22 protein-coding genes are annotated in these 20,717 nt (G+C 70.5%); 13 read left to right on the plus strand and 9 right to left on the minus strand.

The window, feature by feature from the left end:
• Positions 1-2: 2 nt before the first annotated feature.
• Together LLS1_RS13815 and LLS1_RS13820 are read right to left on the minus strand one after the other, a co-directional pair.
• On the minus strand, positions 3-1,088 hold the full coding sequence (locus tag LLS1_RS13815) for an NADH:flavin oxidoreductase/NADH oxidase (protein ID WP_226656381.1): 1,086 nt from the start codon (positions 1,086-1,088) through the stop codon (positions 3-5).
• Complete coding sequence (locus LLS1_RS13820) at positions 1,085-1,714, minus strand: HAD family phosphatase (RefSeq protein WP_226656383.1); 630 nt, start codon at positions 1,712-1,714, stop codon at positions 1,085-1,087. The genes LLS1_RS13815 and LLS1_RS13820 overlap by 4 nt, the downstream gene beginning before the upstream one ends.
• 51 nt (positions 1,715-1,765) lie before the next feature.
• On the opposite strand from LLS1_RS13820, the gene LLS1_RS13825 reads away from it, so the two are divergent.
• The 4 genes from LLS1_RS13825 (at position 1,766) to LLS1_RS13840 (ending at position 5,719) form a co-directional block, all read left to right on the plus strand.
• Complete coding sequence (locus tag LLS1_RS13825) at positions 1,766-2,659, plus strand: ADP/ATP-dependent (S)-NAD(P)H-hydrate dehydratase (RefSeq protein ID WP_226656385.1); 894 nt, start codon at positions 1,766-1,768, stop codon at positions 2,657-2,659.
• 22 nt (positions 2,660-2,681) lie between these two features.
• Positions 2,682-4,025 carry a hypothetical protein gene (locus LLS1_RS13830; RefSeq protein ID WP_226656386.1) on the plus strand — a complete coding sequence of 448 codons (1,344 nt, stop codon included), beginning with the start codon at positions 2,682-2,684 and terminating at the stop codon, positions 4,023-4,025.
• Positions 4,022-4,327 carry a thiamine-binding protein gene (locus LLS1_RS13835; RefSeq protein WP_223360103.1) on the plus strand — a complete coding sequence of 102 codons (306 nt, stop codon included), beginning with the start codon at positions 4,022-4,024 and terminating at the stop codon, positions 4,325-4,327. The genes LLS1_RS13830 and LLS1_RS13835 overlap by 4 nt, the downstream gene beginning before the upstream one ends.
• Positions 4,328-4,441: 114 nt before the next feature.
• The gene (locus tag LLS1_RS13840) at positions 4,442-5,719 is read left to right on the plus strand and encodes an MFS transporter (RefSeq protein ID WP_223360104.1); all 1,278 of its coding nucleotides are present in this window, start codon (positions 4,442-4,444) and stop codon (positions 5,717-5,719) included.
• 37 nt (positions 5,720-5,756) lie between these two features.
• On the opposite strand, the gene LLS1_RS13845 is transcribed toward LLS1_RS13840, so the two are convergent.
• Genes LLS1_RS13845 through LLS1_RS13860 form a run of 4 tightly spaced genes read right to left on the minus strand, consistent with a single transcriptional unit; the run spans position 5,757 to position 10,039 of the window.
• On the minus strand, positions 5,757-6,410 hold the full coding sequence (locus LLS1_RS13845) for a response regulator transcription factor (RefSeq protein WP_223360105.1): 654 nt from the start codon (positions 6,408-6,410) through the stop codon (positions 5,757-5,759).
• 36 nt (positions 6,411-6,446) lie between these two features.
• Positions 6,447-7,655: a hypothetical protein gene (locus LLS1_RS13850; RefSeq protein WP_226656388.1), complete on the minus strand. Its 1,209-nt coding sequence runs from the start codon at positions 7,653-7,655 to the stop codon at positions 6,447-6,449.
• Complete coding sequence (locus LLS1_RS13855) at positions 7,652-8,818, minus strand: sensor histidine kinase (protein ID WP_226656390.1); 1,167 nt, start codon at positions 8,816-8,818, stop codon at positions 7,652-7,654. Before LLS1_RS13855 ends, LLS1_RS13850 begins: the two co-directional genes overlap by 4 nt.
• 15 nt (positions 8,819-8,833) lie before the next feature.
• Entirely contained in the window at positions 8,834-10,039 is a 1,206-nt protein-coding gene (locus tag LLS1_RS13860) for a homoserine O-acetyltransferase (protein WP_226656392.1), read from the minus strand.
• A 127-nt stretch (positions 10,040-10,166) separates the two neighbouring features.
• Between LLS1_RS13860 and LLS1_RS13865 the strand changes: the two genes are divergently transcribed.
• Both LLS1_RS13865 and LLS1_RS13870 read left to right on the plus strand, forming a co-directional pair.
• Positions 10,167-10,667, plus strand: a complete 501-nt coding sequence (locus tag LLS1_RS13865; protein WP_223360109.1) for an NfeD family protein — start codon at positions 10,167-10,169, stop codon at positions 10,665-10,667.
• 3 nt (positions 10,668-10,670) lie between these two features.
• Positions 10,671-12,206, plus strand: coding sequence for a flotillin family protein (locus LLS1_RS13870; RefSeq protein WP_223360110.1), 1,536 nt, complete (start codon positions 10,671-10,673; stop codon positions 12,204-12,206).
• Between the two features lie 33 nt (positions 12,207-12,239).
• Here LLS1_RS13870 and LLS1_RS13875 read toward each other — a convergent pair whose 3' ends face one another.
• Positions 12,240-12,977: a potassium channel family protein gene (locus tag LLS1_RS13875; protein WP_226656394.1), complete on the minus strand. Its 738-nt coding sequence runs from the start codon at positions 12,975-12,977 to the stop codon at positions 12,240-12,242.
• A gap of 3 nt (positions 12,978-12,980) precedes the next feature.
• Positions 12,981-13,757, minus strand: a complete 777-nt coding sequence (locus tag LLS1_RS13880) for an SDR family oxidoreductase (RefSeq protein WP_226656396.1) — start codon at positions 13,755-13,757, stop codon at positions 12,981-12,983.
• A gap of 123 nt (positions 13,758-13,880) precedes the next feature.
• Here LLS1_RS13880 and LLS1_RS13885 point away from each other — a divergent pair, with 123 nt between their 5' ends.
• On the plus strand, positions 13,881-15,203 hold the full coding sequence (locus LLS1_RS13885) for a bifunctional o-acetylhomoserine/o-acetylserine sulfhydrylase (RefSeq protein ID WP_223360113.1): 1,323 nt from the start codon (positions 13,881-13,883) through the stop codon (positions 15,201-15,203).
• A gap of 77 nt (positions 15,204-15,280) precedes the next feature.
• On the opposite strand, the gene LLS1_RS13890 is transcribed toward LLS1_RS13885, so the two are convergent.
• A complete protein-coding gene (locus LLS1_RS13890) occupies positions 15,281-16,753 on the minus strand; it encodes an MFS transporter (RefSeq protein ID WP_226656398.1) in 1,473 nt (490 codons plus the stop codon).
• Positions 16,754-16,794: 41 nt separating this feature from the next.
• Between LLS1_RS13890 and LLS1_RS13895 the strand changes: the two genes are divergently transcribed.
• The 6 genes from LLS1_RS13895 to LLS1_RS13920 all read left to right on the plus strand — a co-directional run bounded on the left by LLS1_RS13895 (position 16,795) and on the right by LLS1_RS13920 (position 20,604).
• On the plus strand, positions 16,795-17,313 hold the full coding sequence (locus LLS1_RS13895; RefSeq protein ID WP_226656400.1) for a phosphoribosyltransferase: 519 nt from the start codon (positions 16,795-16,797) through the stop codon (positions 17,311-17,313).
• Between the two features lie 8 nt (positions 17,314-17,321).
• Positions 17,322-18,014: a uracil-DNA glycosylase gene (locus LLS1_RS13900; protein WP_226656570.1), complete on the plus strand. Its 693-nt coding sequence runs from the start codon at positions 17,322-17,324 to the stop codon at positions 18,012-18,014.
• 35 nt (positions 18,015-18,049) lie between these two features.
• On the plus strand, positions 18,050-18,628 hold the full coding sequence (locus LLS1_RS13905; RefSeq protein ID WP_226656402.1) for a GNAT family N-acetyltransferase: 579 nt from the start codon (positions 18,050-18,052) through the stop codon (positions 18,626-18,628).
• A 91-nt stretch (positions 18,629-18,719) separates the two neighbouring features.
• Positions 18,720-19,799, plus strand: coding sequence for a hypothetical protein (locus LLS1_RS13910; RefSeq protein ID WP_226656404.1), 1,080 nt, complete (start codon positions 18,720-18,722; stop codon positions 19,797-19,799).
• Between the two features lie 27 nt (positions 19,800-19,826).
• Complete coding sequence (locus LLS1_RS13915; RefSeq protein ID WP_226656405.1) at positions 19,827-20,375, plus strand: DUF2781 domain-containing protein; 549 nt, start codon at positions 19,827-19,829, stop codon at positions 20,373-20,375.
• Position 20,376: 1 nt separating this feature from the next.
• Entirely contained in the window at positions 20,377-20,604 is a 228-nt protein-coding gene (locus LLS1_RS13920; RefSeq protein ID WP_223360118.1) for a hypothetical protein, read from the plus strand.
• Positions 20,605-20,717 lie beyond the last annotated feature (113 nt).

Here is a 20,717-nt window from a genome sequence, read left to right on the forward strand (position 1 = left end):
CCTCAGCGCCGCCACTGCGCGCGCAGGTACTGCGCGGGCCAGTAGTCCACCTCGACACCCAGTTCGTGCGCGGCCCGCAGGGGGAAGTGCGGGTCGCGCAGGATCTCGCGGGCGAGCATCACGGCGTCCGCGGCGCCGCTCTCGACGATGTCGGCCGCCTCCTGCGGCGTCGTGATGAGGCCGACCGCGCTCACGTCGACCTCGGCGGAGGCACGGACGTGCTCGGCGAACGGGACCTGGTAGCCCGGGCCGAGGGGGATGCGGATGCCGGTCTGGATGCCGCCGGAGGAGATGTCGAAGAAGTCGGCCCCGGCCTCCTGCGCCCAGCCGGCGACGGTCGCGGTCTGCTGTTCGTCCCAGCCTCCCGGCGTCCAGTCGCTGCCGGAGAAACGGACGAACAGGGGGACGCCGGCGCCGGCCTCCTCGCGCACCGCGGCGACGATGCGCAGCAGCAGGCGAGCGCGGTTCTCCAGTGAGCCGCCGTATTCGTCCTCCCGGTGGTTGGCGAGCGGGGAGAGGAACTGGTGGAGGAGGTAGCCGTGCGCCGCGTGCAGCTCCAGGATGCGGAAGCCGGCGTCGACGGCGCGGCGCGCTCCGGCGCGGAAGTCGTCCACGATCTTCTCGATGCCGGCGAGATCGAGGGCGCCCGGCACGTCCAGGTCGCCGAAGGCCTCGGCGGAGGGGGCCACCGTCTGCCAGCCGCCCTCGGCGACGGGGACGGACCCCGTGCGGTCCTCGAAGCCCCACGCGGGCCAGCTCGACGCCTTGCGGCCGGCGTGGGCGAGCTGGATGCCGGGCACCGCGCCCTGCGATGCGATGAAGTCGACGATCGGACGCCAGGCGTCCGCCTGCTCGTCGGTCCAGATGCCGGTGTCCCGGGGTGAGATGCGGCCCTCGGGACTGACGGAGGTCGCCTCCGTGAAGACGATGCCGCTGCCGCCGGCGGCGATCGAGCCGAGGTGCACGAGGTGCCACTGCTGCGGGACGCCCGAGTGGTCGAGCACCGAGTACTGGCACATCGGGGACGTCCACAGGCGGTTGCGGACGGTCACGCCGCGCACGGTGAAGGGATCGAAGAGAGTAGTCATCGTGTGCTCTCAGCCGCCAGTGTCTCGAGATATGCCCGGAGATCCGCTGCCGTCGTGAAGACGTGGCCGGCGATGCCGACCGCCTCCGCGCCGCGCACATTCTCCTCCTTGTTGTCGATGAAGACCGCCTGCTCGGCCGTCACGTCGAGGGCCTCCAGCACGTGCCGGAAGATCGCCGCGTCGGGCTTGATCGTCCCGAGCTCGCCGCTGACGAACACCTGCTCGAACAGGTCGCCGAGCGTCCCGTGGCGGAAGTAGGAGCCGAAGTCGCGCCCCGCGTTCGAGAGAAGCGCCAGTCGCGTGCCGCCCGCCCGGAGGTCGAGCAGCACCTCGAGCGTGCCGGGGTCGATGGTGAGCCAGCTGCGGAAATCGGCCAGCCACAGCCGGTGGACGCGCTCGTCCTCCCACTGCTCGCCGAGCTCGCGTTCGATGCCGCGCCAGTACTGCTGGATTCCGAGGGTGCCCTGGTCGAGATCGTGCCGGTGCCGCCAGTACGCGGGCCAGAAGACCTCGCCGTCGCCGCCGGCCAGCTCCACCAGGGCGGCGCGGTCCTCCTCCGACGGTGTGACCGAGATGACCTCGCCGTAGTCGAAGACGACGACCCTGCCGGGGATGTGGATGCCCATGACTTCAACCTATCGCGGGAGGAGAACCTATCGTTGAGGGGTGGAGGTGCGATGAACGAGGTGCGCGGGACGCAGGTTCGGCAGTGGGGCGAGGCGGACTCCGCTGGATGGATCGCCGTCCCGGGGGAGGACAGCGACAAGTACTCCCGCGGGGTGCTCGGGGTCGTCACCGGCTCCGACCGCTACCCGGGCGCGGCCGTGCTGGGCGTCGAGGCCGCCGCTCGCACGGGGGTGGGGATGGTCCGCTACCTCGGCGCGCCGCGGCCGGCGGAGGAGGTGCTGCGGCGCCGCCCGGAGACGGTGTCGGCGGGCGGACGCGTACAGGCCTGGCTGATCGGCTCGGGGATGGACGCGAGCGCGCGTCCCTCCGACGACCTCCTGCGGCTGCGCGCGGCGCTCGCCGACGGCACGCCCGTCGTCGTGGACGCGGGGGCGCTCGACCTGGTGCGCTCCGCCTCCGCGCCGGTCGTCGTCACACCGCACTACCGGGAACTGGCCGGAATGCTCGCGGCCCGTGCCGACGACGACTCCGATGCGGTCACCGCCGCCGAGATCGCCGCAGACCCGGCCGCCTGGGCGGAGCGCGCCGCCCGCAGCCTGGGGGTCACTGTGCTCCTCAAGGGGCACACCACGCACATCGCCGTGCCGTCCGGCTCCCGTTATACGGTGAGCGCCGGACCGGCCTGGCTCGCGACCGCGGGCAGTGGGGATGTGCTGGGCGGCATCCTCGGTGCGCTGCTCGCCACCCACGCCGACGAGATCGGATCGGGCGGCCACGAGGCCCTCGCCGCGCTCGCCGCCACCGCCGCGTGGGTGCACGGGCGCGCGGGGGAGCGTGCCTCCGACGGCGGCCCCATCGCCGCCCTCGACATCGCCGAGGCCGTCCCCGCCGTGATCCGCGATCTTCTCAGGGAGCGCGGCCGTGCTCCCAGGGGCGGGGCCTGAGGCATCCCCTAGGATGAGCGGCATGGGGATGGACGCGCCGCCGATATCGGCGTCGACGACTCCGGAATCCGCCCCCGGCGGCCTCCGCCGGGCGCTCTCCCATCCGCTGGCGCTCTGGATCGGGTTCCTGCTCGTCCACCTCGTCATCGGGGCGCTCGCCCTGCACCAGGGCAAGGGCCTCGGCGACGTGTACTTCGTCTACAAGCCGTGGGCGCTGATGGCCGCCCAGGGGACCGAGATCGTCGGGGTGAACGCCGATTGGGTGTACCCCTTCGGGGCGCTGGTGCCCATCATGCTGCCGCTGCTGCTCGGGGCGGACAACTACGTGGGCGGCTGGCTCACCCTCGTCCTGCTGCTCGACGCGGCCGCCTTCGCAGCGCTCGTCGTCGGCCGCGACCGGCGCCGCATCGTCGCCGCGTGGTGGTGGCTGGGCTTCCTGCTTCTTCTCGGCCCGGTGGCCCTCGGCCGGCTCGACTCGGTCGCCGCCGCGCTCGCCATCGTCGGACTGCTGTGGCTCGCCGTGCACGAGCGCGCTGCGGTCGTCGTGCTGACGGTCGCCACGTGGATCAAGGTGTGGCCCGCCGCCGTGCTCGTCGCCGCGGTCGTCGCGCTCAAGAGCCGCTGGCACATCGTCGTGGTCGCCCTCGTGACCACCGCCGTCATCGTCGCCGTCCCGCTGATCTTCGGAGCCGGGATGCACCTGGCGAGCTTCATCACGATGCAGACCGGTCGTGGCATCCAGATCGAGGCGCCGGTCAGCACCTTCTGGATGTGGCAGGCCGCCTTCCACGTGCCAGGTGCCGCCGTGTACTACGACCGAGAGCTCGTCACGTTCCAGGTGAGCGGAGCCGGCACAGAGCTCGCGGGCTCCCTGATGAACCCGCTGCTCGCGATCACCGGCGTGGTGGTCGCCCTGCTCGGCGTGCGCGCGCTCCACCGCGGGACGCCGTACACGCGGATCCTGCCCGAGCTGTCGCTCGCCATCGTCACGGCACTGATCGCGTTCAACAAGGTCGGGTCGCCGCAGTACGTCACGTGGCTGGCCGCCCCGATCGTGATCGGGCTGGTCTACCAGGGCAAGGGCTTCCGCACCCCCGCGATCCTCGTCCTGATCACGGCCGGGCTGACCCAGGTCTTCTACCCTTTCCTGTACGACTGGCTGCTCATCCCCGATCCGGGCCTCGTCGCCGTGCTGACGGTGCGCAACCTGATGTACTTCGTGATCCTGGGCTGGGCGATCGCAGCGCTGTGGCGGACGCGTCACGCCGCCGAGGCCGTGTACGACACCGTCCCGACCCGCGTCTGGCCGTTCCGCGCTCCCGTCGCCCCGGTGGCAGGAGCGGCACTACGAGAGGAGACACCATGATCGTCGCGTTCTCCGTCGCACCGAGCGGCGGCCCGGGCGGTTCCGATTCCGTGCACGACGCCGTCGCCGCCGCCGTCCGCGTCGTCCGCGAATCGGGCCTCCCCAACCGCACCTCGTCGATGTTCACCGAGATCGAGGGGGAGTGGGACGAGGTGATGGATGTCGTCAAGCGCGCCACCGAGGCCGTCGGCGCCTACGGCTCCCGCGTCTCCCTCGTGCTGAAGGCCGACATCCGCCCCGGCCACACCGGCGAGCTCGACGGCAAGCTCGAGCGCCTCGAGGCCGCGCTCGACGCCCAGTAGGGCTCCCGTCCGCCGAGGTTCACCTTATTGCGCCTATCCCGGCGTCGTGAGCGCAACCACGTGAACCTCGAGGTGTGTACGTCCGGTCGAAACGATTCGATATATGCTGTCGGAGTGAATCCCGGAATCGACGGGCCGACGCAGCTGTCGTCGGCCCGTACCCGTCTTGCGCTGCTGGCCCTCGCCCTCGGCGGGTTCGGCATCGGCTCCACCGAGTTCGTCGCGATGGGGCTGCTGCCCAATATCGCGCACGACCTCCTGCCGCAGCTGTACGCCGCGTCGTCCACCGACGCGATCGCGCAAGCGGGATGGATCATCTCGGCGTACGCGCTGGGCGTCGTCGTCGGCGCGCCCACCATCGCGGCCGTCGCGGCGCGGCTGCCGCGCAAGAGGCTGCTCCTCTGGCTGCTGGTCGCGTTCACGCTCGGCACGATCGCCTCCGCACTCGCTCCGACGTTCGGGACGGTGCTGGTCGCCCGATTCGTCTCCGCCTTACCCCACGGCGCCTACTTCGGCATCGCGTCGCTCGTCGCGGCCTCGCTCATGGGGCCGGGCAAACGCGGGCAGGGCGTGGCCTTCGTGCTCTCCGGGCTCACGATCGCCAATGTGATCGGCGTCCCGTTCATCACGTGGGTGGGCCAGACGACGAACTGGCGCATCGCCTACCTCGTGGTCGCTGCGATCTTCGCGCTGACGTTCGCCGCCGTCGCCTTCCTGGTGCCATGGCAGGCCGGCGACCCGAAGGCGACCCTGCGCAACGAGCTCCGCGCGTTCGGGCGCCTGCAGGTCTGGCTCGCCCTGCTGATCGGTGCGATCGGATTCGGCGGATTCTTCGCGGTCTACACGTACATCTCCCCGATGGTGACGACAGTCACCGGGCTGTCCGAGTCCGCGGTGCCGCTCGTGCTCATCCTGATCGGCATCGGCATGACCGTCGGCAACATCCTGGGCGGTCGGATGGCGGACCACAGCGTCGAGCGCAGCATGATGCTGTTCTTCGCCGTGCTGCTGGTCGGACTGGCGGCATTGTTCTTCTCGGCGGCGACGCTCGCCGGGCTGCTGATCTCGGTGTTCGTGATCGCGGCGGCGGCCTCGGCGCTGTCGCCGACCATCCAGACCCGTCTGATGGACGTCGCGCACGACAGCCAGTCGATCGCGGCGGCGCTCAACCACTCGGCGCTCAACATCGCCAACGCGTCGGGCGCGGCCCTCGGCGGCCTGACGATCGCCGCCGGTCTCGGCTACCTGTCGCCGGTCGCCGTGGGCGCGGTGCTCGCCGTCGCGGGCATCGTCCTCGCAGTGATCTCGTTCGGCATCGATCGCTCCCGCGTCCACCGCGGGGTGGACACCGGCGTCGTGCACGCGCAGCGTCCCACGGTCCCGATCGACTGAGCGCCGTGACGGCGGAACGCGGCGCCCGGTCCGAGGGTCAGTCGTTCTGGAGCAGGATGCCGTCCTGGATGGCGCGCTTGCGCAGGGCGACCTTGGTGCCGACGTCGTAGCCGGCCACACGGTACTTCTCGCGGATGCGCTTGAGGTAGCTCTTGGCGGTCTCGTCCGAGATGCCGAGCTGGAACGCGACCGCCTTCACGGGTTCGCCCGCGCCGTAGAGAGCCATGACCCGACGCTCCTGGGCGCTCAGCTTGGGCGCGCCCCCGACCTCGCCGGCGTTGAGCGCCAGGTCGAGCTCGGCCGAGATGAACGACTCGCCAGTGCTGGCGGCGCGGATCGCCTCGACGATCATCTCGGCATCCTCGCTCTTCACGAGGTAGCCGAGCGCACCGGCGGCGAGGGCCTCGCGCACCACGGCGGGCTCCGAGTACGTGCTCATGAGCACGGTGCGCACGCCGGTCGTCTTGAGGGTCGACAGTTTGAGCGAGACGGGGATGTTGTCTTTGAGATCGAGGTCGAGCAGCACCACGTCGACCGGGAACTCCGGGTGGGTCAGCAGCTCGGGCCAGCTGGCGACGGCCGCGACCATGTTGATGTCGTCCGCGGCGTTGCGGATCCATTCTGTCAGAGCACCGAGCAGCATCTTGTGATCGTCCACGATGGCGATTCTGATGGGGGGAGCCTCGCTCACGAGCAGCCTCTCTTCGGTTCTGATGCGGTCGGCCGGTCAGGTCGGGTCGGCCGTGGCGTCGCTGACGGTCGTGATGTCGATCCGGAGCGTCGAGCCCGAGAACGACTCGACGAATCGACCCACTTTACGGATAGCTTGCCACGCTGCGGGGTCTACCCCGTTTCGCGGCACACCGGTAGTCGCGATCGAGATCGTCATCCTCGTGCCGGACGTGGGAGCGCCCGGCTGCTCGACCGCGGGGCGGGAGAGGTCGAGCGACAGGCTGCGCGCCTGGCCAGCGCCCGCCCGGACCGGGTCGCTGATGAGCAGCCAGACGGCGGTGAGGAGGCCGTCGCGCTGGTCGCGGGTCAGACCGGCCGCGAGGCCCTCCGGATCGCTGAGCATCACGGTCGGGCCGAGCAGGGCGGACTCCGTGACGGCGTGGTAGAGCCAGGTCTCCTTTCGGCCCTGGATGAGGTGGAGGCGCAGCTCGGTCGCGATGGTGGCCGCGGTGTCGGCGGTCGCCTCATCGAGCGGAAGCGGGGTGCGGCCCGTCGCGACCCCGTCGAGGAGGCGCTCGGCGGCGAGGTCGAGACGGGCGAGCTCCTCGGAGGCCATCATCCCGACCGCGTAGCCGGGGGACGACACGGTGCTCTGCACCTGCACGAGGTCGAGCTCCAGCTGCACGAGCGTGCGCAGGGAGCGGATGATCTGCACGCTGATCAGGGGAGGGCCGACGGCGATCGCTATCGTCACGGCGCCCGGACCGAGCATCCGGATGTCGCCCTCGGAGCGCACGGCCAGTACGGCGGCGAGCACCAGCCCGAGTGCTGCGGAGGCGATCACGATGTCACGGGGCGGGCGCACCGGCACGCAGAGCAGGAGCGACGGTCCCACCGCGGCCGCGGCGGTCAGCGGCACCCAGGCGGGCGAGGAGGTGCCGGCGATGTCGAGGGCGACGGCGGCCGCCCACAGCACCAGCGCGCTGACGAAGAGCCACAGTGGGAGCTCCTCCGGGAGCCGGAAGCGGAGCACGAGCGCGGCGACGAGCGTCGCCGCGATGAGCGCCCACGCCGAGATCCCCAGCGGCAGCACCGGATACGCGCTCAAGTTCAGCACGAACAGGACGAGCAGGAACGCGATGAGCGCCAGCGATGCGATGTTGAAGCCGAGATCGAGCCGCGCGCGGCCGAGGGCGTCGCGCTCGTCGCCGCCCGGCCGCCCGAGCGGCGAGCGCGACATGGTGGCCTCGTCGACGCGTCTCACTTCGGGACCTCCAGCACCACGGTCGTCCCGCTGCCGGGGGAGGAGAAGAGCCGGGCGTTGCCCCCCACGTCGCGCAGTCGCGCGACGATCGACTCCGTGTAGCCCAGCCGGCCCTCCTCGATGGTCGCGACGTCGAAGCCCTTGCCCGCGTCGGTGACCATGGCGCGCACGGTCGTCTCGTCATCCGTGATGGTCACGTGGGCCTCGTTGACGCCGGAGTGACGGCGCACGTTCTCGAGGCACTCCCCCAGGGCGAGCAGGAACGAGTCGAGCACATCGCTGGGCAGCAGCACCTGCCCCGAGCCGTGCCAGTTGACCTCCAGGCCCATGCGGCGGAAACGCTGCTTCACGGACTCCAGCGTGTTGCCCAGGGTCGACTCCTCCACCGGTTTCAGCCGGTAGTCGCCGGAGCGCGTGGGGTCGGGTGTGAAGCCGAGGCGCAGCTGGCGCAGCAGGGCGGCGTCCTCCGCCGCCTGCTCGCGCAGGGCGGCGACGCTGACGCCGACACCCGAGTGGGCGAGCAACGTGAGAGTCGCGAGCACCGTGTCGTGCAGCAGCCGGGCTCCCTGGCGGCGGCGCGCCTCCGTCTCGCTGGCCTGGCGTTCGACGCGGTACGCGCGGCTCATCGTCGAGATGCGCTTGAGAGTGCGGGGGACGGTGCGTGACAGCCACACGCCGGTCGCGGTGAGGGCGACCCAGCCGGCGCCGATCAGCAGCAGCGGCTCGGCGAGCCGGGACCCGGTCACGAGCAGGGTCGTGACCGCAGCGGCGACGGTGACGGCGGCGGCCGCGATCAGGAGCGCCAGGCCGGAGCGGGAGGTCACCGACTGCACCGACAAGCAGGCGATGCCGACGGCGCCCACGACGCCCACCGTGCTCAGCGCGGACGGGCCGAGCGGGGTCATCGGCAGGAGGTTCAGCAGGATGATGGCGGTGCCGGCCACCACGATGACGCACATCCAGAGCGCGGAGCGCGCGAGCCCGGCGAGCTGGAACTGCGCGTATGCCAGGCACGCGAGGAGCACCAGGGAGGCGAGGTAGAGGGGCAGAGGCAGGGTCCCCGGGATGCTGAGGCAGACGAGGGCGGTCGCGCTCGCGGTCAGTCCGACGGTGCGGGCCGTCGCGGCGAGGAGCCGATCACGCTCCTTCTGGATGCGCGACATCCTCCTCCGTTCCGCTCAGGACGCGAACAGGCGCCTCAGGTGCTCGCTGACGGCGTCGTCTTCGATCAGGAACCCGTCGTGACCGAAGTCCGACCGGATCACCACAGGAACTCTACCGTCGATCGTGTCGGGCAGGTGGGAGGCGATGACCTCCTGCCCCTCGACCGGGAACAGGCGATCGCTGTCGATCCCGAGCACGAGCGTGCGCGCGGTCACCCGTGCCAGGGCGGCGGCGACGCCTCCCCGGTCGCGGCCGATGTCGTGCGAGTTCATCGCCTGCACCAGGGTTATGTAGCTGTTCGCGTCGAATCGCCGGGTGAACTTGTTGCCGTGGAAGTCGAGGTAGGACTCGACGGCGAAGCGGCCGCCGCCGCCGAGGGGGCTGATGCCGCTCTGCCACGTGCGCTCGAAGCGCGCGTTGAGCTCGGACGGGCTGCGGTAGTTGAGGAGGGCCATGCGGCGCGCGAGGGCCAGCCCCTGCGAGGGGCCGTCGCCGTCGCCGGCGTCGTAGTAGAGGCCGCCCCGGAACAGCGGGTCGGTTCGCACGGCCTCGATCTGCACCGAGTTGAGCGCGATCTGGTCGGCCGTCGAGAACGGGGGAGCGGCGAGCACCGCCAGGCGCTCGACCCGCTCCGGGAACGACACCGCCCACTCCAGAGCCTGCATGCCGCCCATCGAGCCGCCGACGACGGCCGCCCAACGGTCGATGCCGAGCGCGTCGGCGAACGCGGCCTGCGCGTTCACCTGGTCCCGGATGGTGGTGAACGGGAAGCGCGGGCCCCACTCGGCGCCGTCGGGGGCGATGGAGGCCGGTCCGGTGGTGCCCTGGCAGCCGCCGAGCATGTTCGGGACGACGACGAACCAGCGGTCCGTGTCGATCGCCTTGCCGGGGCCGACGATCCCGGACCACCAGCCCGCGGTCTGCTGCCCGGGTCCGGCCGGCCCGACCGCGTGGCTGTCGCCCGTCAGCGCGTGCAGCACCAGTACGGCGTTGTCGCCGGCGGGAGAGAGCTCGCCCCAGGTCTCGTAGGCGATCCGCACGTAGGGGAGGGATTCGCCGCTCTCGAACGCGAACGCCCCGATCCCGGCGAACCGCCTGCCCGCCGGCGGGTCGGTCTCCTTCCACGCGCCGCTGGCCGGAGGCTTGCCGAGCAGCGAGCGCGCCTGGGCCTCCGTGATGAAACTCGACGGGGCCGTGTCGGCGGATGTCTGCCACTCCATAGGTTCATTCTCGCGGAGCGGGAGGGGCGTCCGCGCTCTGTTACGTCGCCAGCGGTGCTGTAGGCTTCCTGGGACTCGGCTTTCAAAACGATGAAAGTCTTTACACGTGTTGCGGGGTGGGCGGATCATGATCGTCTTCTTGATCATCGGCGGCGTGGGGCTGGCCCTGCTGCTGATCTCGATGCTCTTCGGGGAGCTGCTCGACCTGCTCGACGGCGCGCTCTCCGGCACCGGGCTCGGCGCCGGCCTCACGATCTTCGGCGCGTCCGGGCTGCTGGTGCTGGCCAACGACTGGCCGGTCGGCTTCGCGTACCTGATCGCTGCGGCAGCCGGCGTCGTGACGCTCATCGGCGTGCAGTTGCTGGTGCGCCGTTTCCAGAGCAGCGAGGACGGCACCCCATCCGATCCCTCCGACCTCACCGGCGTGACGCGTACGCGCGTGACGCCGAACGGAGGCGAGGTCAGCCTCGACGGGCCCCACGAGCTCGAGGCGCGGCTGGCCTACTCCGATGAGGAGATCCCGGCCGGCACCGTCATCCGGGTGGTGGAATCCCACGGCGCCCGGGTGAAGGTCGCACGGCTCGCGTCCGCCTCCATCCCCGCATCCACCGACCCTGAGAAGGACTGAGACATGAACACTCCCTCCTCCATCGCCGGCATCATCGCGGTCGTCGGCATCATCGTCGCCGTCCTCGCGGTCTTCCTCTTCATCGCCAGCCGGATCCGGCGCGTGGCCCCCAACGAGGCGCTCGTCATCGTCGGCCGCGGCGCCGGGCGCGCGTCGGCCGCAGCGGTGGCATCCGGCGAGCACGAGGGCGGCCAGCGTGTCGTCATCGGCGGCCGCGTGTTCATCTGGCCGATCCTGCAGCAGGGCTTCGCGATCTCGCTCGAACAGCGCCAGATCGGCATCGTGGTCGAGGGCGTCGACGCGAACTTCATCAAGCTGGCCATCCAGGCCAGCGTCAACTTCAAGGTCTCGGGGACGCCGGAGGGCGTCCGCCGCGCCGCGCAGCGCTTCCTCTCGCAGCAGAACTCGCTGACCGAGATCATCCAGCAGTCCCTCGAGGGCTCCCTGCGCTCGATCATCGGCAACATGCCCGTCAAAGACATCATCTCGAACCGCAACGCGCTGTCGGAGGCGGTCGTCGAGGCGACCAAGGTCGACCTCGCCGAGCAGGGCCTCCAGGTCGACCTGCTCAACATCTCCGACATCTCCACCCCGGGCACCAACTACCTCGCCGACCTGGGCCGCGCGGAGGCCGCGCTCGCCAAGCAGAACGCCGAGATCCGCGAGGTCGAGACCGCGCGCGCCAGCGAGTTCGCCCGCATCGACGCCGCCGAGCAGATCGCCGAGCGCCAGAAGGCGCTGAGCCTCAAGCAGGCCACGATCAAGGCCGAGACCGATCGTGCCAACGCCGAGGCGGAGGCGGCGGGGCAGCTCGCGCAGGCCGAGCAGCAGAAGCTGGTCGCGACGCAGGAGCGCGACGCCCTCGCCGAGAAGGCGAAGGTGGAGCAGGAGCGTCTCGACATCGAGGTGCGCAAGCCCGCCGAGGCCGACGCGTACGCGACGGTCCAGCGCGCCCAGGCCGAGCGCGACGCGGCCAACGCCGCCACCGAGGCCGACGCCTACAAGCGCCGCACGATCGCCGAGGCCAACAAGGTCGCCGCCGTGCAGGACGCCCAGGCTGCCGCGGAGTCCGTCCGCCTCGCCGGTGAGGCGGAGCGCGACCGGCAGATCGCGCTCGCCGCCGGTGTGCGTGCGGACGGCGAGGCGCGGGCTTCGGCGATCGAGGCCGAGGGTCTCGCGGAGGCACGGGCCACCGACGCCAAGGCCGAGGCGTTGCGGAAGTTCGGGGAGGCGGGCCTGGCGTCCGAGATCATCGACCGCCTGCCCGAGATCACGCGGGCCGTCGCGGAGCCGCTGGGCAATATCGACAACCTCACGGTCATCAGCACCGAGGGCGCGTCCGCGGTCACCAAGACGATCGGCCAGGTGACGAGCGAGGTGCCGAAGGTCGTCAAAGACCTGACCGGTCTCGACCTGGGGGCGATCCTCGGCTCCCTCGCGGGAGGGGCGCTCGGCGCGACCGCGCTCGGCGCTGCAGCTCCGGGCACCGCGACGCGCGTCGAGCGACCGACGTCCCCGGCGACGACGGCCGGCGAGTAGCCTCCAGCGACGACGGCCGGGCGGCCGGCGGGACTACCTGTCGGCGTCCGGCCGTGTCGCATCCCGGGAATCCTCCTCACCCGGGTCTCCGGGCAGCGGCAGCTCGCGGCCGAGTTCGCGCGGGCTCGAGTGGTCGTGGCTGAGGTACTGCGTCCGCTCGTTGAGGAAGGAGACGACCGTGGCGCTCGCGGTGCCGACGATGGCGATGCCGCCGATCATCAAGACCACGGCGAGGACACGGCCGGTGATCGTCACCGGGTAGTAGTCGCCGTAGCCGACGGTCGCCATCGTGACGCACGCCCACCAGACGGCATCGCCGAAGCTGTGGATGTTGCCGCCCGGCGCGTAGCGTTCGGCGCGGTACACGGCGAGGGAGATCGTGTAGATGAACATCACGACGAAGGCTCCCGCGATCACCAGCACCCGTCGTCGCACGTGGGCGGGGGAGTCGCCGCGGAAGCCGTGGATACGGCTCAGCCCGGTCAGCAGCCGGAACGGCCGCGCCATCGGCAGAAACACCGAGAGCAGATCGACCTTGTTGCGGCGCACGAAGCGCGCCTTGTCGTCGGCGAGCGCGAACCGGATCACGTAGTCGACCAGGAAGAACAGCCAGACAGCCAGGAGAACCCCCACGAGCAGCGCGTGCAACCACCGTGCCGGGCGCGCGTCGAGGATCTCCCAGCTGTAGGCGATCAGGAAGACGACGCTGGCGACCACGGCGGGCCAGGCGGTCGCCCGCTCCCAGCGCTCGCGCCCGGCGTCGTCGCCCACGCCTCAGCCCTCCCTGACCTGCAGCGGGCCCTTGTGGAAGCGGTACGGGGCGGCCTGGGCGACGGGCTTCACCACGATGAGGTCGAGGTCGACGTGCCGCGGCAGCTCCAGGGCGTGCACGATGGTCTCGGCGATGTCCTCCGCGCTGAGCGGCTCGGGAACGTCCTCATAGACCGCGTCGCGCTTCTCCTTGTCGCCGCCGAAGCGCACCAGGGAGAACTCCTCGGTCGCGACCATTCCGGGCGCGACCTCGACGACCCGGATGGGCTCGCCGTTGAGCTCGAGCCGCAGCACCTCCGTCAGCGCGTGCTGTGCGAACTTCGCGGCGTTGTAGCCTCCGCCGCCGACGTACGCCTGATGGCCGGCGATGGAGGTGAGGTTGAGGATGTCGGCATGGCCGGTCTCGGCCGCGCCCGCGCGCAGCAGCGGCAGCAGCGCGCTGATCACGCGCTTGGTGCCGAGCACGTTGATCTCGTACATCCAGGCCCAGTCGTCGACGCTCGAGCCCTCGACCGAGTCGAGCCCCTTCGCCCCGCCGGCGTTGTTGACGAGGGCGTGCACGCTCCCCGTGGCCGCGAGATGGTCGCGGAGCGCGTCGACGTCGTTCTGCTTCGTGAGGTCGGCGGCGAACACGTCGGCCCCGGTCTGGTCCGCCAGCGCGCGCAGCCGGTCCGCGCGGCGGGCGACGCCCACGACATCCCAGCCCCGTTCGCGGAACAGGCGGACCGCCGCCGCCCCGATGCCCGAACTCGCTCCCGTCACGACCACACGTCTGCTCATGGATCCCATTCTCACGGGTTACGGCGTGTTTCGGGCGCGTTGCCGCCCTGCGAGGCGCCCTCTACCCTGGCAGGGAGGCGGTGGCAGGGCCGCTCGACGATTTTCACCCGAAGGAGCTACGCCATGACCGACGCCGCCGACTGGCAGTTCGAGACCAAGCAGATCCACACCGGCGCTGCGCCCGACCCCGTGACGAACGCCCGGGCCACGCCGATCTACCAGACCACCTCCTACGTCTTCAACAACGCGGAGCACGCCAAGAACCTGTTCGCCCTCGCGGAGTTCGGCAACATCTACACCCGCATCCAGAACCCGACCCAGGCCGTCGTCGAGGAGCGCGTCGCCGCGCTCGAAGGGGGCACCGGCGCCCTCCTCGTCGCCTCGGGCCAGGCCGCGGAGACGTTCGCGGTGCTGAACATCGCCCAGGCCGGCGACCACATCGTCTCGTCGAGCTCGATCTACGGCGGCACGTACAACCTCTTCAAGTACACGCTGGCCAAGCTCGGCATCGAGACCACGTTCGTCGAGAACCAGGACGACGCCGAGGAATGGCGCCGCGCGGTCCGCCCGAACACCAAGCTCTTCTTCGCCGAGACCATCGGAAACCCCAAGATCAACATCCTCGACATCGCGCTCGTCGCCGACGTCGCGCACGAGGCCGGTGTGCCGCTCATCGTGGACAACACGATCGCGACCCCGTACCTGATCCGCCCGTTCGAGCACGGCGCCGACATCGTCGTGCACTCGGCCACGAAGTTCCTGGGCGGCCACGGCACCGTCATCGGCGGCATCGTCGTCGACGGCGGCCGCTTCGAGTGGTCGAAGAACGTCGAGAAGTTCCCGGGCCTCACCGAGCCGGACCCGTCGTACCACGGCGCCAGCTACACCGCCGCGGTCGGCGACGGGATCGCCTACATCATCAAGGCGCGCGTGCAGCTGCTCCGCGACCTGGGCTCGGCGATCGCCCCTGCCAGCGCCTGGCAGCTCATCCAGGGCATCGAGACGCTCTCGCTGCGCGTCGAGCGCCACACCCAGAACGCGCAGGAGATCGCGGAGTTCCTGGAGGCGCATCCCGACGTCGCCACGGTCAACTACTCGGGCCTGCCCACCAGCCCCTGGTACGCCGCCGCCAACAAGTACGCCCCCAAGGGCGTCGGCGCGGTGCTCTCGTTCGAGCTCAAGGGCGGGGTGGACGCGGGCCGCGCGCTCGTCGACAACCTCGCGCTGTTCAGCCACCTCGCCAACATCGGCGACGTGCGCAGCCTCGTCATCCACCCGGCATCGACCACGCACTCGCAGCTGACCCCCGAGCAGCAGCTCACCGCGGGCGTCACGCCCGGCCTGGTGCGCCTCTCGGTCGGCCTGGAGAACATCGACGACCTGAAGGCCGACCTCTCGGCCGGCCTCGCCGCCGCCCGGTCGGTCGCCGAGGCCGCGCGCGCGTAACCTCCGAGCAGTTCCCGAGACGTGAGTCGTTGCGGGTCCCGGACACTCCGGTCCCGCGACGACTCACGTCTCGTTCGTCAGACGACGGGGTCCGCGAGCATCGGCTCCGCGTCCGCGAACGCCAGCTTGGGCACGAAGAAGAGGAGCACGGCGGCGGCGATCGCGCCGAGGCCGCAGATGGCCCAGACGAGCATGTAGCCGAACAGGCTCGCGGCCGTCGCGGTGACGGTCGCGGCGCCCGCCAGAAGGACGACGCCGAAGACCGCTGAGGCGAAGGAGCCCCCGATCGTCTTCGTCGTGTTGGTCATGGCCGTGGCGACACCGGTCTGGCCGCGCGGGGCAGCTGCGGCCGCCGCGGCGGGGAGGGCGCCGACGAGCGCGCCCGAGCCGATGCCCGCGATCGCCATGTTGGTGAACACCTCCCACGTCTCCAGGTGGAACGGCAGGAACATCAGGTAGCCGATCCCGACCAGGAACGCGGCGATGATGAGCGTGATCCGCGGGCTCAGCCACGACGAAACGAGCGGGAAGAGCACCGCGCCGACGATCATGGAGATCAGGTAGGCGCCGATCAGGATGCTGCGCTGGCCGGCCGTGAGACCGAGGCCGTAGCCGTTCACCGGGTCGGTTCCCGCATACGTGCTGAGCGGTGCCTGCGCGCCCAGGAGGCTGATGCCCACGAGACCGGCGGTGAGCTGGATGGGCCACATGTTCGGGCGGCGCAGCACCCGGAGGTCGATCGCCGGGTCGGACTGCCTGAGCTCCCACCGGCCGAAGGGCACGAAGGCGAGCACGCCGACCACGATGAGCGCCCACACCCACCACGTGCCGACCCCGTTGATGCGCAGGAAGGTGAGTCCCGAGGTGATGAGCAGGAGCGCGAGGGTGAGGAGGACGAATCCGACGCCGTCGAGCCTGCGGCCGGGCGTCGGCTCCGACTCCGGCACGCCGAAGAGGATGGCGAAGAAGACGAGGGTGACCGCGATCGCCGGCACCATCAGCGTGACGCTGAGGTTCTCGCCGACCGCCTCGAAGAGCAGCCCGGCACCGACCGCGCCGAGGATGGCCCCGAGCTCGAGGGCGACGACGAGCAGCCCCGCCGCGCGCCGCGTCTGCGACGCCCCGGTGCCGGAGCGGCGTCCGCGGTCGAAGATGAGCGCCACCTCCAACGGCAGCCAGACCACATAGAACCCTTGCAGCGCGAACGCGATGAGGAAGGTGACGAAGTTGCCGGAGAACGCGAGGGCCCACGTGGACAGCGCGGTGATCACGGTCGCGATGAGCAGGACGCGCTTGTGCCCGAACATGTCGCCGAGCTTCGCGAGCGGCGGCACGACGAGGGCGGAGAGCAGCAGCTGCGCGGCCTCGAACCAGTTGTAGTCGGCGTCGTGGATGCCCAGGTGCTTGACCGTGTCGGAGATCAGCGGAACGTAGTACCCCTGCAGGATCCCGCTGGTGAGCTCCACCAGCGCGAGCCACCCGATGAGCCCGGCGGTCACGCCGATCGCGACGGTCGCCCGACGGGACGAGACGGTCTTCTCTGAGGTCATGCTGGATGCTAGCACCGCTCGCGGGCGGGTAACGTAGGGGGGTGGCCAGCGAACTCGACGACTCAGGTGCAGGTGTTCTCGCAGAGACCGAACGGGAAGTGCTGGGCTGGTTGGAGTTCGGCGACGCCGCCCGCCACCTCGCTGGCGAGGTGCTCGAATCCGGGTTCGAGCCCGACATGGTCATCGCGATCGCGCGCGGCGGACTGCTGCTCGCCGGGGCGATCTCGTACGCGCTCGGCATCAAGGCGTGCGGAGCGCTCAACGTCGAGTTCTACACGGGGGTCGACGAACGTCTGCCGGAGCCGGTCGTGCTCCCGCCGATGCTCGACTCGTCCGCTCTGGAGTCCAAGCGCGTGCTGCTCGTCGACGACGTCTCCGACTCGGGCCGCACCCTCGCCATGGTGGTGGACCTGATCGCCGCCTCGGGCGCCGAAGTGCGCACGGTCTGCCTGTATTCGAAACCGCGCACCGCGCTCGAGCCCGACTTCGTCTGGCGCCGAACCGACCGCTGGATCACGTTCCCGTGGTCGGCGCTGCCGCCGGTCACCGCGGCGCACTGACCACGACGATGGCGAAGACGCTCGCCGAGCTGGCCGCCGACGGTTCGATGGATCCGGGCTGGGCGAGCGCGCTCGAGCCCGTCGCCGATCGCATCGCGGCGATGGGGGACTTCCTCCGCGCCGAGGTCGCGGCCGGCCGCCCGTACCTCCCGGCCGGAGCGGATGTGCTGCGCGCGTTCCGTGCCCCGCTGGCGGATGTGCGGGTGCTCATCGTCGGCCAGGATCCGTATCCCACGCCCGGGCATCCCATCGGGCTCTCGTTCGCCGTCGAGCGGCACGTACGCCCGGTGCCGCGCAGCCTGCAGAACATCTACCGCGAACTGCGGGACGACCTGGGCGTCGTCCCTCCGGCGCACGGCGATCTCAGCGCCTGGGCGGACAACGGCGTGATGCTGCTCAACAGGGTGCTCACCGTGCGCCCCGGAGCACCCGCGTCGCACCGCGGGGCCGGCTGGGAGGCCGTCACCGAGCACGCCATCCGCAGCCTCGTCGCGCGGGGCCGCCCGTTCGTCTCCATCCTGTGGGGGAGGGACGCGGCCACGCTGAAGCCGCTGCTGGGCGGCAACCCGGTGATCGAATCCCCGCACCCCAGCCCCCTGTCGGCCTCGCGCGGGTTCTTCGGCTCGCGTCCGTTCTCGAAAGCCAACGCGCTGCTCGAGCAGCGCGGGGAGAAGCCGGTGGACTGGACGCTCGGACCGTAACGCGCCCGCAACGTGTGCGACGTAGGCTTGTCGTCGTGCTGGAAGAGGAATACGAGACGCGTCGCGAGCTGCCGCGCCACCTGCGCAAGCGGGAGGCGCCGGAGCCCGTGTTCGAGTACACCATCCGCGAGGCCCGCCCGGAGGACATGCCCGACGTGCGTGCGATCTACAACCATTACGTCGCCAACAGCACCGTCACCTTCGACGAGGACGCGATGACGCTCCGCGAGTGGCGCAGCAAGTATGCCTACCTGCAGAAGCTCGGGATGCCGTTCATCGTCGCCGAGTCGCCCAGCGGCCAGATCCTCGGATACGCCCTCGTCTCGCCGTGGAAGCAGAAGCGCGCCTACCGGTTCACCGTGGAGAACTCGATCTACCTCGGTGCGGCCTCCACGGGCAAGGGTCTCGGCCCGGTGCTGATGCAGGAGCTGATCGACCGGTCCAAGGCCGCCGGCCTCAAAGAGATGATCGCCGTCATCGCCGACAAAGGTGCGGAGGCGTCGATCAAGATGCACGAGAACTTCGGTTTCGAGGAGATCGGCAGGATGGGCCGCGTCGGCTTCAAGTTCGATCGCTGGCTCGGCACCGTGCTGCTGCAGAAGTCGCTGAAGTAACGGTTCCGCATCGTCGCGGAATCGGGGCTCCGGCCTGCGATATCCTCCGATGACCAGCACGGTTCGTGCTGCATGCCTTCGGGGGGAATAAATGTCTGTTCGTCGCGCCCGCATCGTGGTCGTCACTGTCGCCGCGCTCGGCACTCTGGCCTTTCTGAGCGGCTGCTCGGCGGCGGCGCCGGCGAGCACACCGACGCGGACCCCGGTCGTGACATCGCCGACGGCGACGCCGGCCGTGGCGGCGGCGCCCACCGTTCGCGTTCCCACCACGTGCGATCAGTTGGTGCCGACCGAGGTCGTCGCGGGTGCCTTCCGGATCGCGGTCCAGCCTGTCGAATTCGAGGCGTCACGCGTCCCCGCTGCGTACGCGGATGCCAGGGCCGGCGTGCTCACCTGCGCATGGTCGAGTGTTCCGGCCGACAGGATCGCATCCGACAGGGCCTTGTACGGCTGGGTGACCGTCGTTCCCGGCGCGACGCGCGCCGATGTCGACGTCGAGCTCAGCGGGAGCATGTTCGGTGGCAGTCTTCCCGTCGCGGGTCTCTCCGAGACCGTCGAGTCCTGCAGTGAGTCCGGGTACCAGTGGTGTGGCTTCGTCTCCTATCCCGGGGACTACGCCGTGATCGGCGGTGTGTGGGATTACGGAGATCCGACCTACGAATCCCAATCGAAGACGATTGCCGCTCTGGCGACGTCGTCCGTCCCGGTCGTGCGCGCACTCGCCGCACCCGCACCCCTCTGGCAGCCTCGGGGGGCCTCACTGAGCGGCGCCGCCGACTGCGATGCGATGCTGACCGGGGACCAGATCCAGAGCGCTACGGGGCTGACCGGCATCCACGTCGTCAAAGCGGATGGCGGCGAGAACGCGCTGTCGACGCTGCGCACGAACGCGCGGGTCGGCTCGTACTCCTGCACGTGGATCGCGGATCAGGACGGCAGCGTCTCCGCCTCCGTCCTCCCGGGTGGGGCGACGTACGCGACGTCGACCCGGCCGGCCGATGCCGTCGACGTCAGCGGCCTCGGCGACTCCGCCTTCCGGTCCGGCGACACGCTCGACGTGATTGCCGCCGGAGGGTGGGTGCAGGTCACGTTCACGGGAGCCGCGGTGAACCCGGACGTGCTCCTCCAGCTCGCGAAGCACGAACTCGCCAACGTCGGATACCCGGGCTGATCCGGACGGCGGGTCTAGGCTCGCGCTGTGAGCACACCGACCCCCGGCACGGACCAGGTCGCCTCCGCGGCTGCCGCGACGCCGGCGAACCTGCCGCTGCGCAGACGCCCGATCGACATCTTCTTCCTGGTGATGTTCTCGCTGTTCGTCGTCACCTGCATCATCAGCGACGCCATCCCGACGCTCGGCATCCCGCAGACGGCGACGACGACGAACATCCTGGCGCAGTGGAACTACACGTATTCATCGCAATACGACCCGCTCTACCAGGCGGAGCCGTTGTGGCTGCGCTTCATCACGGGGACCAGCGCGTTCGTCTACCTGCCGTTCTACGTGCTGCTGATCGTGTGCCTGGTCAAGGGCTACAACTGGATCCAGCTGTTCGCCGTCATCTACGCGACCATGATCATCAGCCTGACCGCGATCCCGATCTTCGGCGTCGAGTTCTTCGGCCCGGTGGGGGAGCGGACCCCGAACCCGGTCGTGTTCCTGCTCTACAACGGCCCGTACGTGCTCGTGCCGTTGCTGCTGCTCATCCGGATGCGCAAACCGCTCCCGTTCACGAGGAGGTTCTGAGATGCCCCTGCTGGAAGATCTGACCGTCTACGAGGACGGCGACGTGTACACCGTCTACGACCACTCCTTCCTCCCCGAGGGGGAGGCGGGGAGAGGGCGCGCGCTCGGCCGGATCTCGCGCGCGGCCGACGGCACCTATGAGCCGTCCGGAGTCGGCGCGGTGTTCGAGTACATCGCTCCGGCGACCACTCTCGATGAGGCGCTGGAGGCGTTCGTCGGGTCCGCCTGACCCGGGGTGTTCCTCGGTGTTCCCTTTGTGTCCACGAGGGATGTGCCGAGCGTTCCGTCCGGCGTCGCCCCGCCTCTCTATGGTGAAGAGGACGACATCGTCGGGCGGCGCAC

This window comes from Leifsonia sp. LS1, assembly GCF_020521355.1.
GTDB lineage: Bacteria > Actinomycetota > Actinomycetes > Actinomycetales > Microbacteriaceae > Leifsonia.

Excerpts from the sequence above, each read along its gene's own strand:
- LLS1_RS13880 (WP_226656396.1), bottom strand. The coding sequence starts at position 13,757 with ATGAGCAGACGTGTGGTCGTGACGGGAGCGAGTTCGGGCATCGGGGCG.
- LLS1_RS13865 (WP_223360109.1), top strand. The coding sequence starts at position 10,167 with ATGATCGTCTTCTTGATCATCGGCGGCGTGGGGCTGGCCCTGCTGCTG.
- LLS1_RS13860 (WP_226656392.1), bottom strand. The coding sequence starts at position 10,039 with ATGGAGTGGCAGACATCCGCCGACACGGCCCCGTCGAGTTTCATCACG.
- LLS1_RS13870 (WP_223360110.1), top strand. The coding sequence starts at position 10,671 with ATGAACACTCCCTCCTCCATCGCCGGCATCATCGCGGTCGTCGGCATC.
- LLS1_RS13830 (WP_226656386.1), top strand. The coding sequence starts at position 2,682 with ATGGGGATGGACGCGCCGCCGATATCGGCGTCGACGACTCCGGAATCC.
- LLS1_RS13835 (WP_223360103.1), top strand. The coding sequence starts at position 4,022 with ATGATCGTCGCGTTCTCCGTCGCACCGAGCGGCGGCCCGGGCGGTTCC.
- LLS1_RS13885 (WP_223360113.1), top strand. The coding sequence starts at position 13,881 with ATGACCGACGCCGCCGACTGGCAGTTCGAGACCAAGCAGATCCACACC.
- LLS1_RS13890 (WP_226656398.1), bottom strand. The coding sequence starts at position 16,753 with ATGACCTCAGAGAAGACCGTCTCGTCCCGTCGGGCGACCGTCGCGATC.
- LLS1_RS13820 (WP_226656383.1), bottom strand. The coding sequence starts at position 1,714 with ATGGGCATCCACATCCCCGGCAGGGTCGTCGTCTTCGACTACGGCGAG.
- LLS1_RS13825 (WP_226656385.1), top strand. The coding sequence starts at position 1,766 with ATGAACGAGGTGCGCGGGACGCAGGTTCGGCAGTGGGGCGAGGCGGAC.
- LLS1_RS13855 (WP_226656390.1), bottom strand. The coding sequence starts at position 8,818 with ATGTCGCGCATCCAGAAGGAGCGTGATCGGCTCCTCGCCGCGACGGCC.
- LLS1_RS13815 (WP_226656381.1), bottom strand. The coding sequence starts at position 1,088 with ATGACTACTCTCTTCGATCCCTTCACCGTGCGCGGCGTGACCGTCCGC.
- LLS1_RS13920 (WP_223360118.1), top strand. The coding sequence starts at position 20,377 with ATGCCCCTGCTGGAAGATCTGACCGTCTACGAGGACGGCGACGTGTAC.
- LLS1_RS13900 (WP_226656570.1), top strand. The coding sequence starts at position 17,322 with ATGGCGAAGACGCTCGCCGAGCTGGCCGCCGACGGTTCGATGGATCCG.
- LLS1_RS13910 (WP_226656404.1), top strand. The coding sequence starts at position 18,720 with ATGTCTGTTCGTCGCGCCCGCATCGTGGTCGTCACTGTCGCCGCGCTC.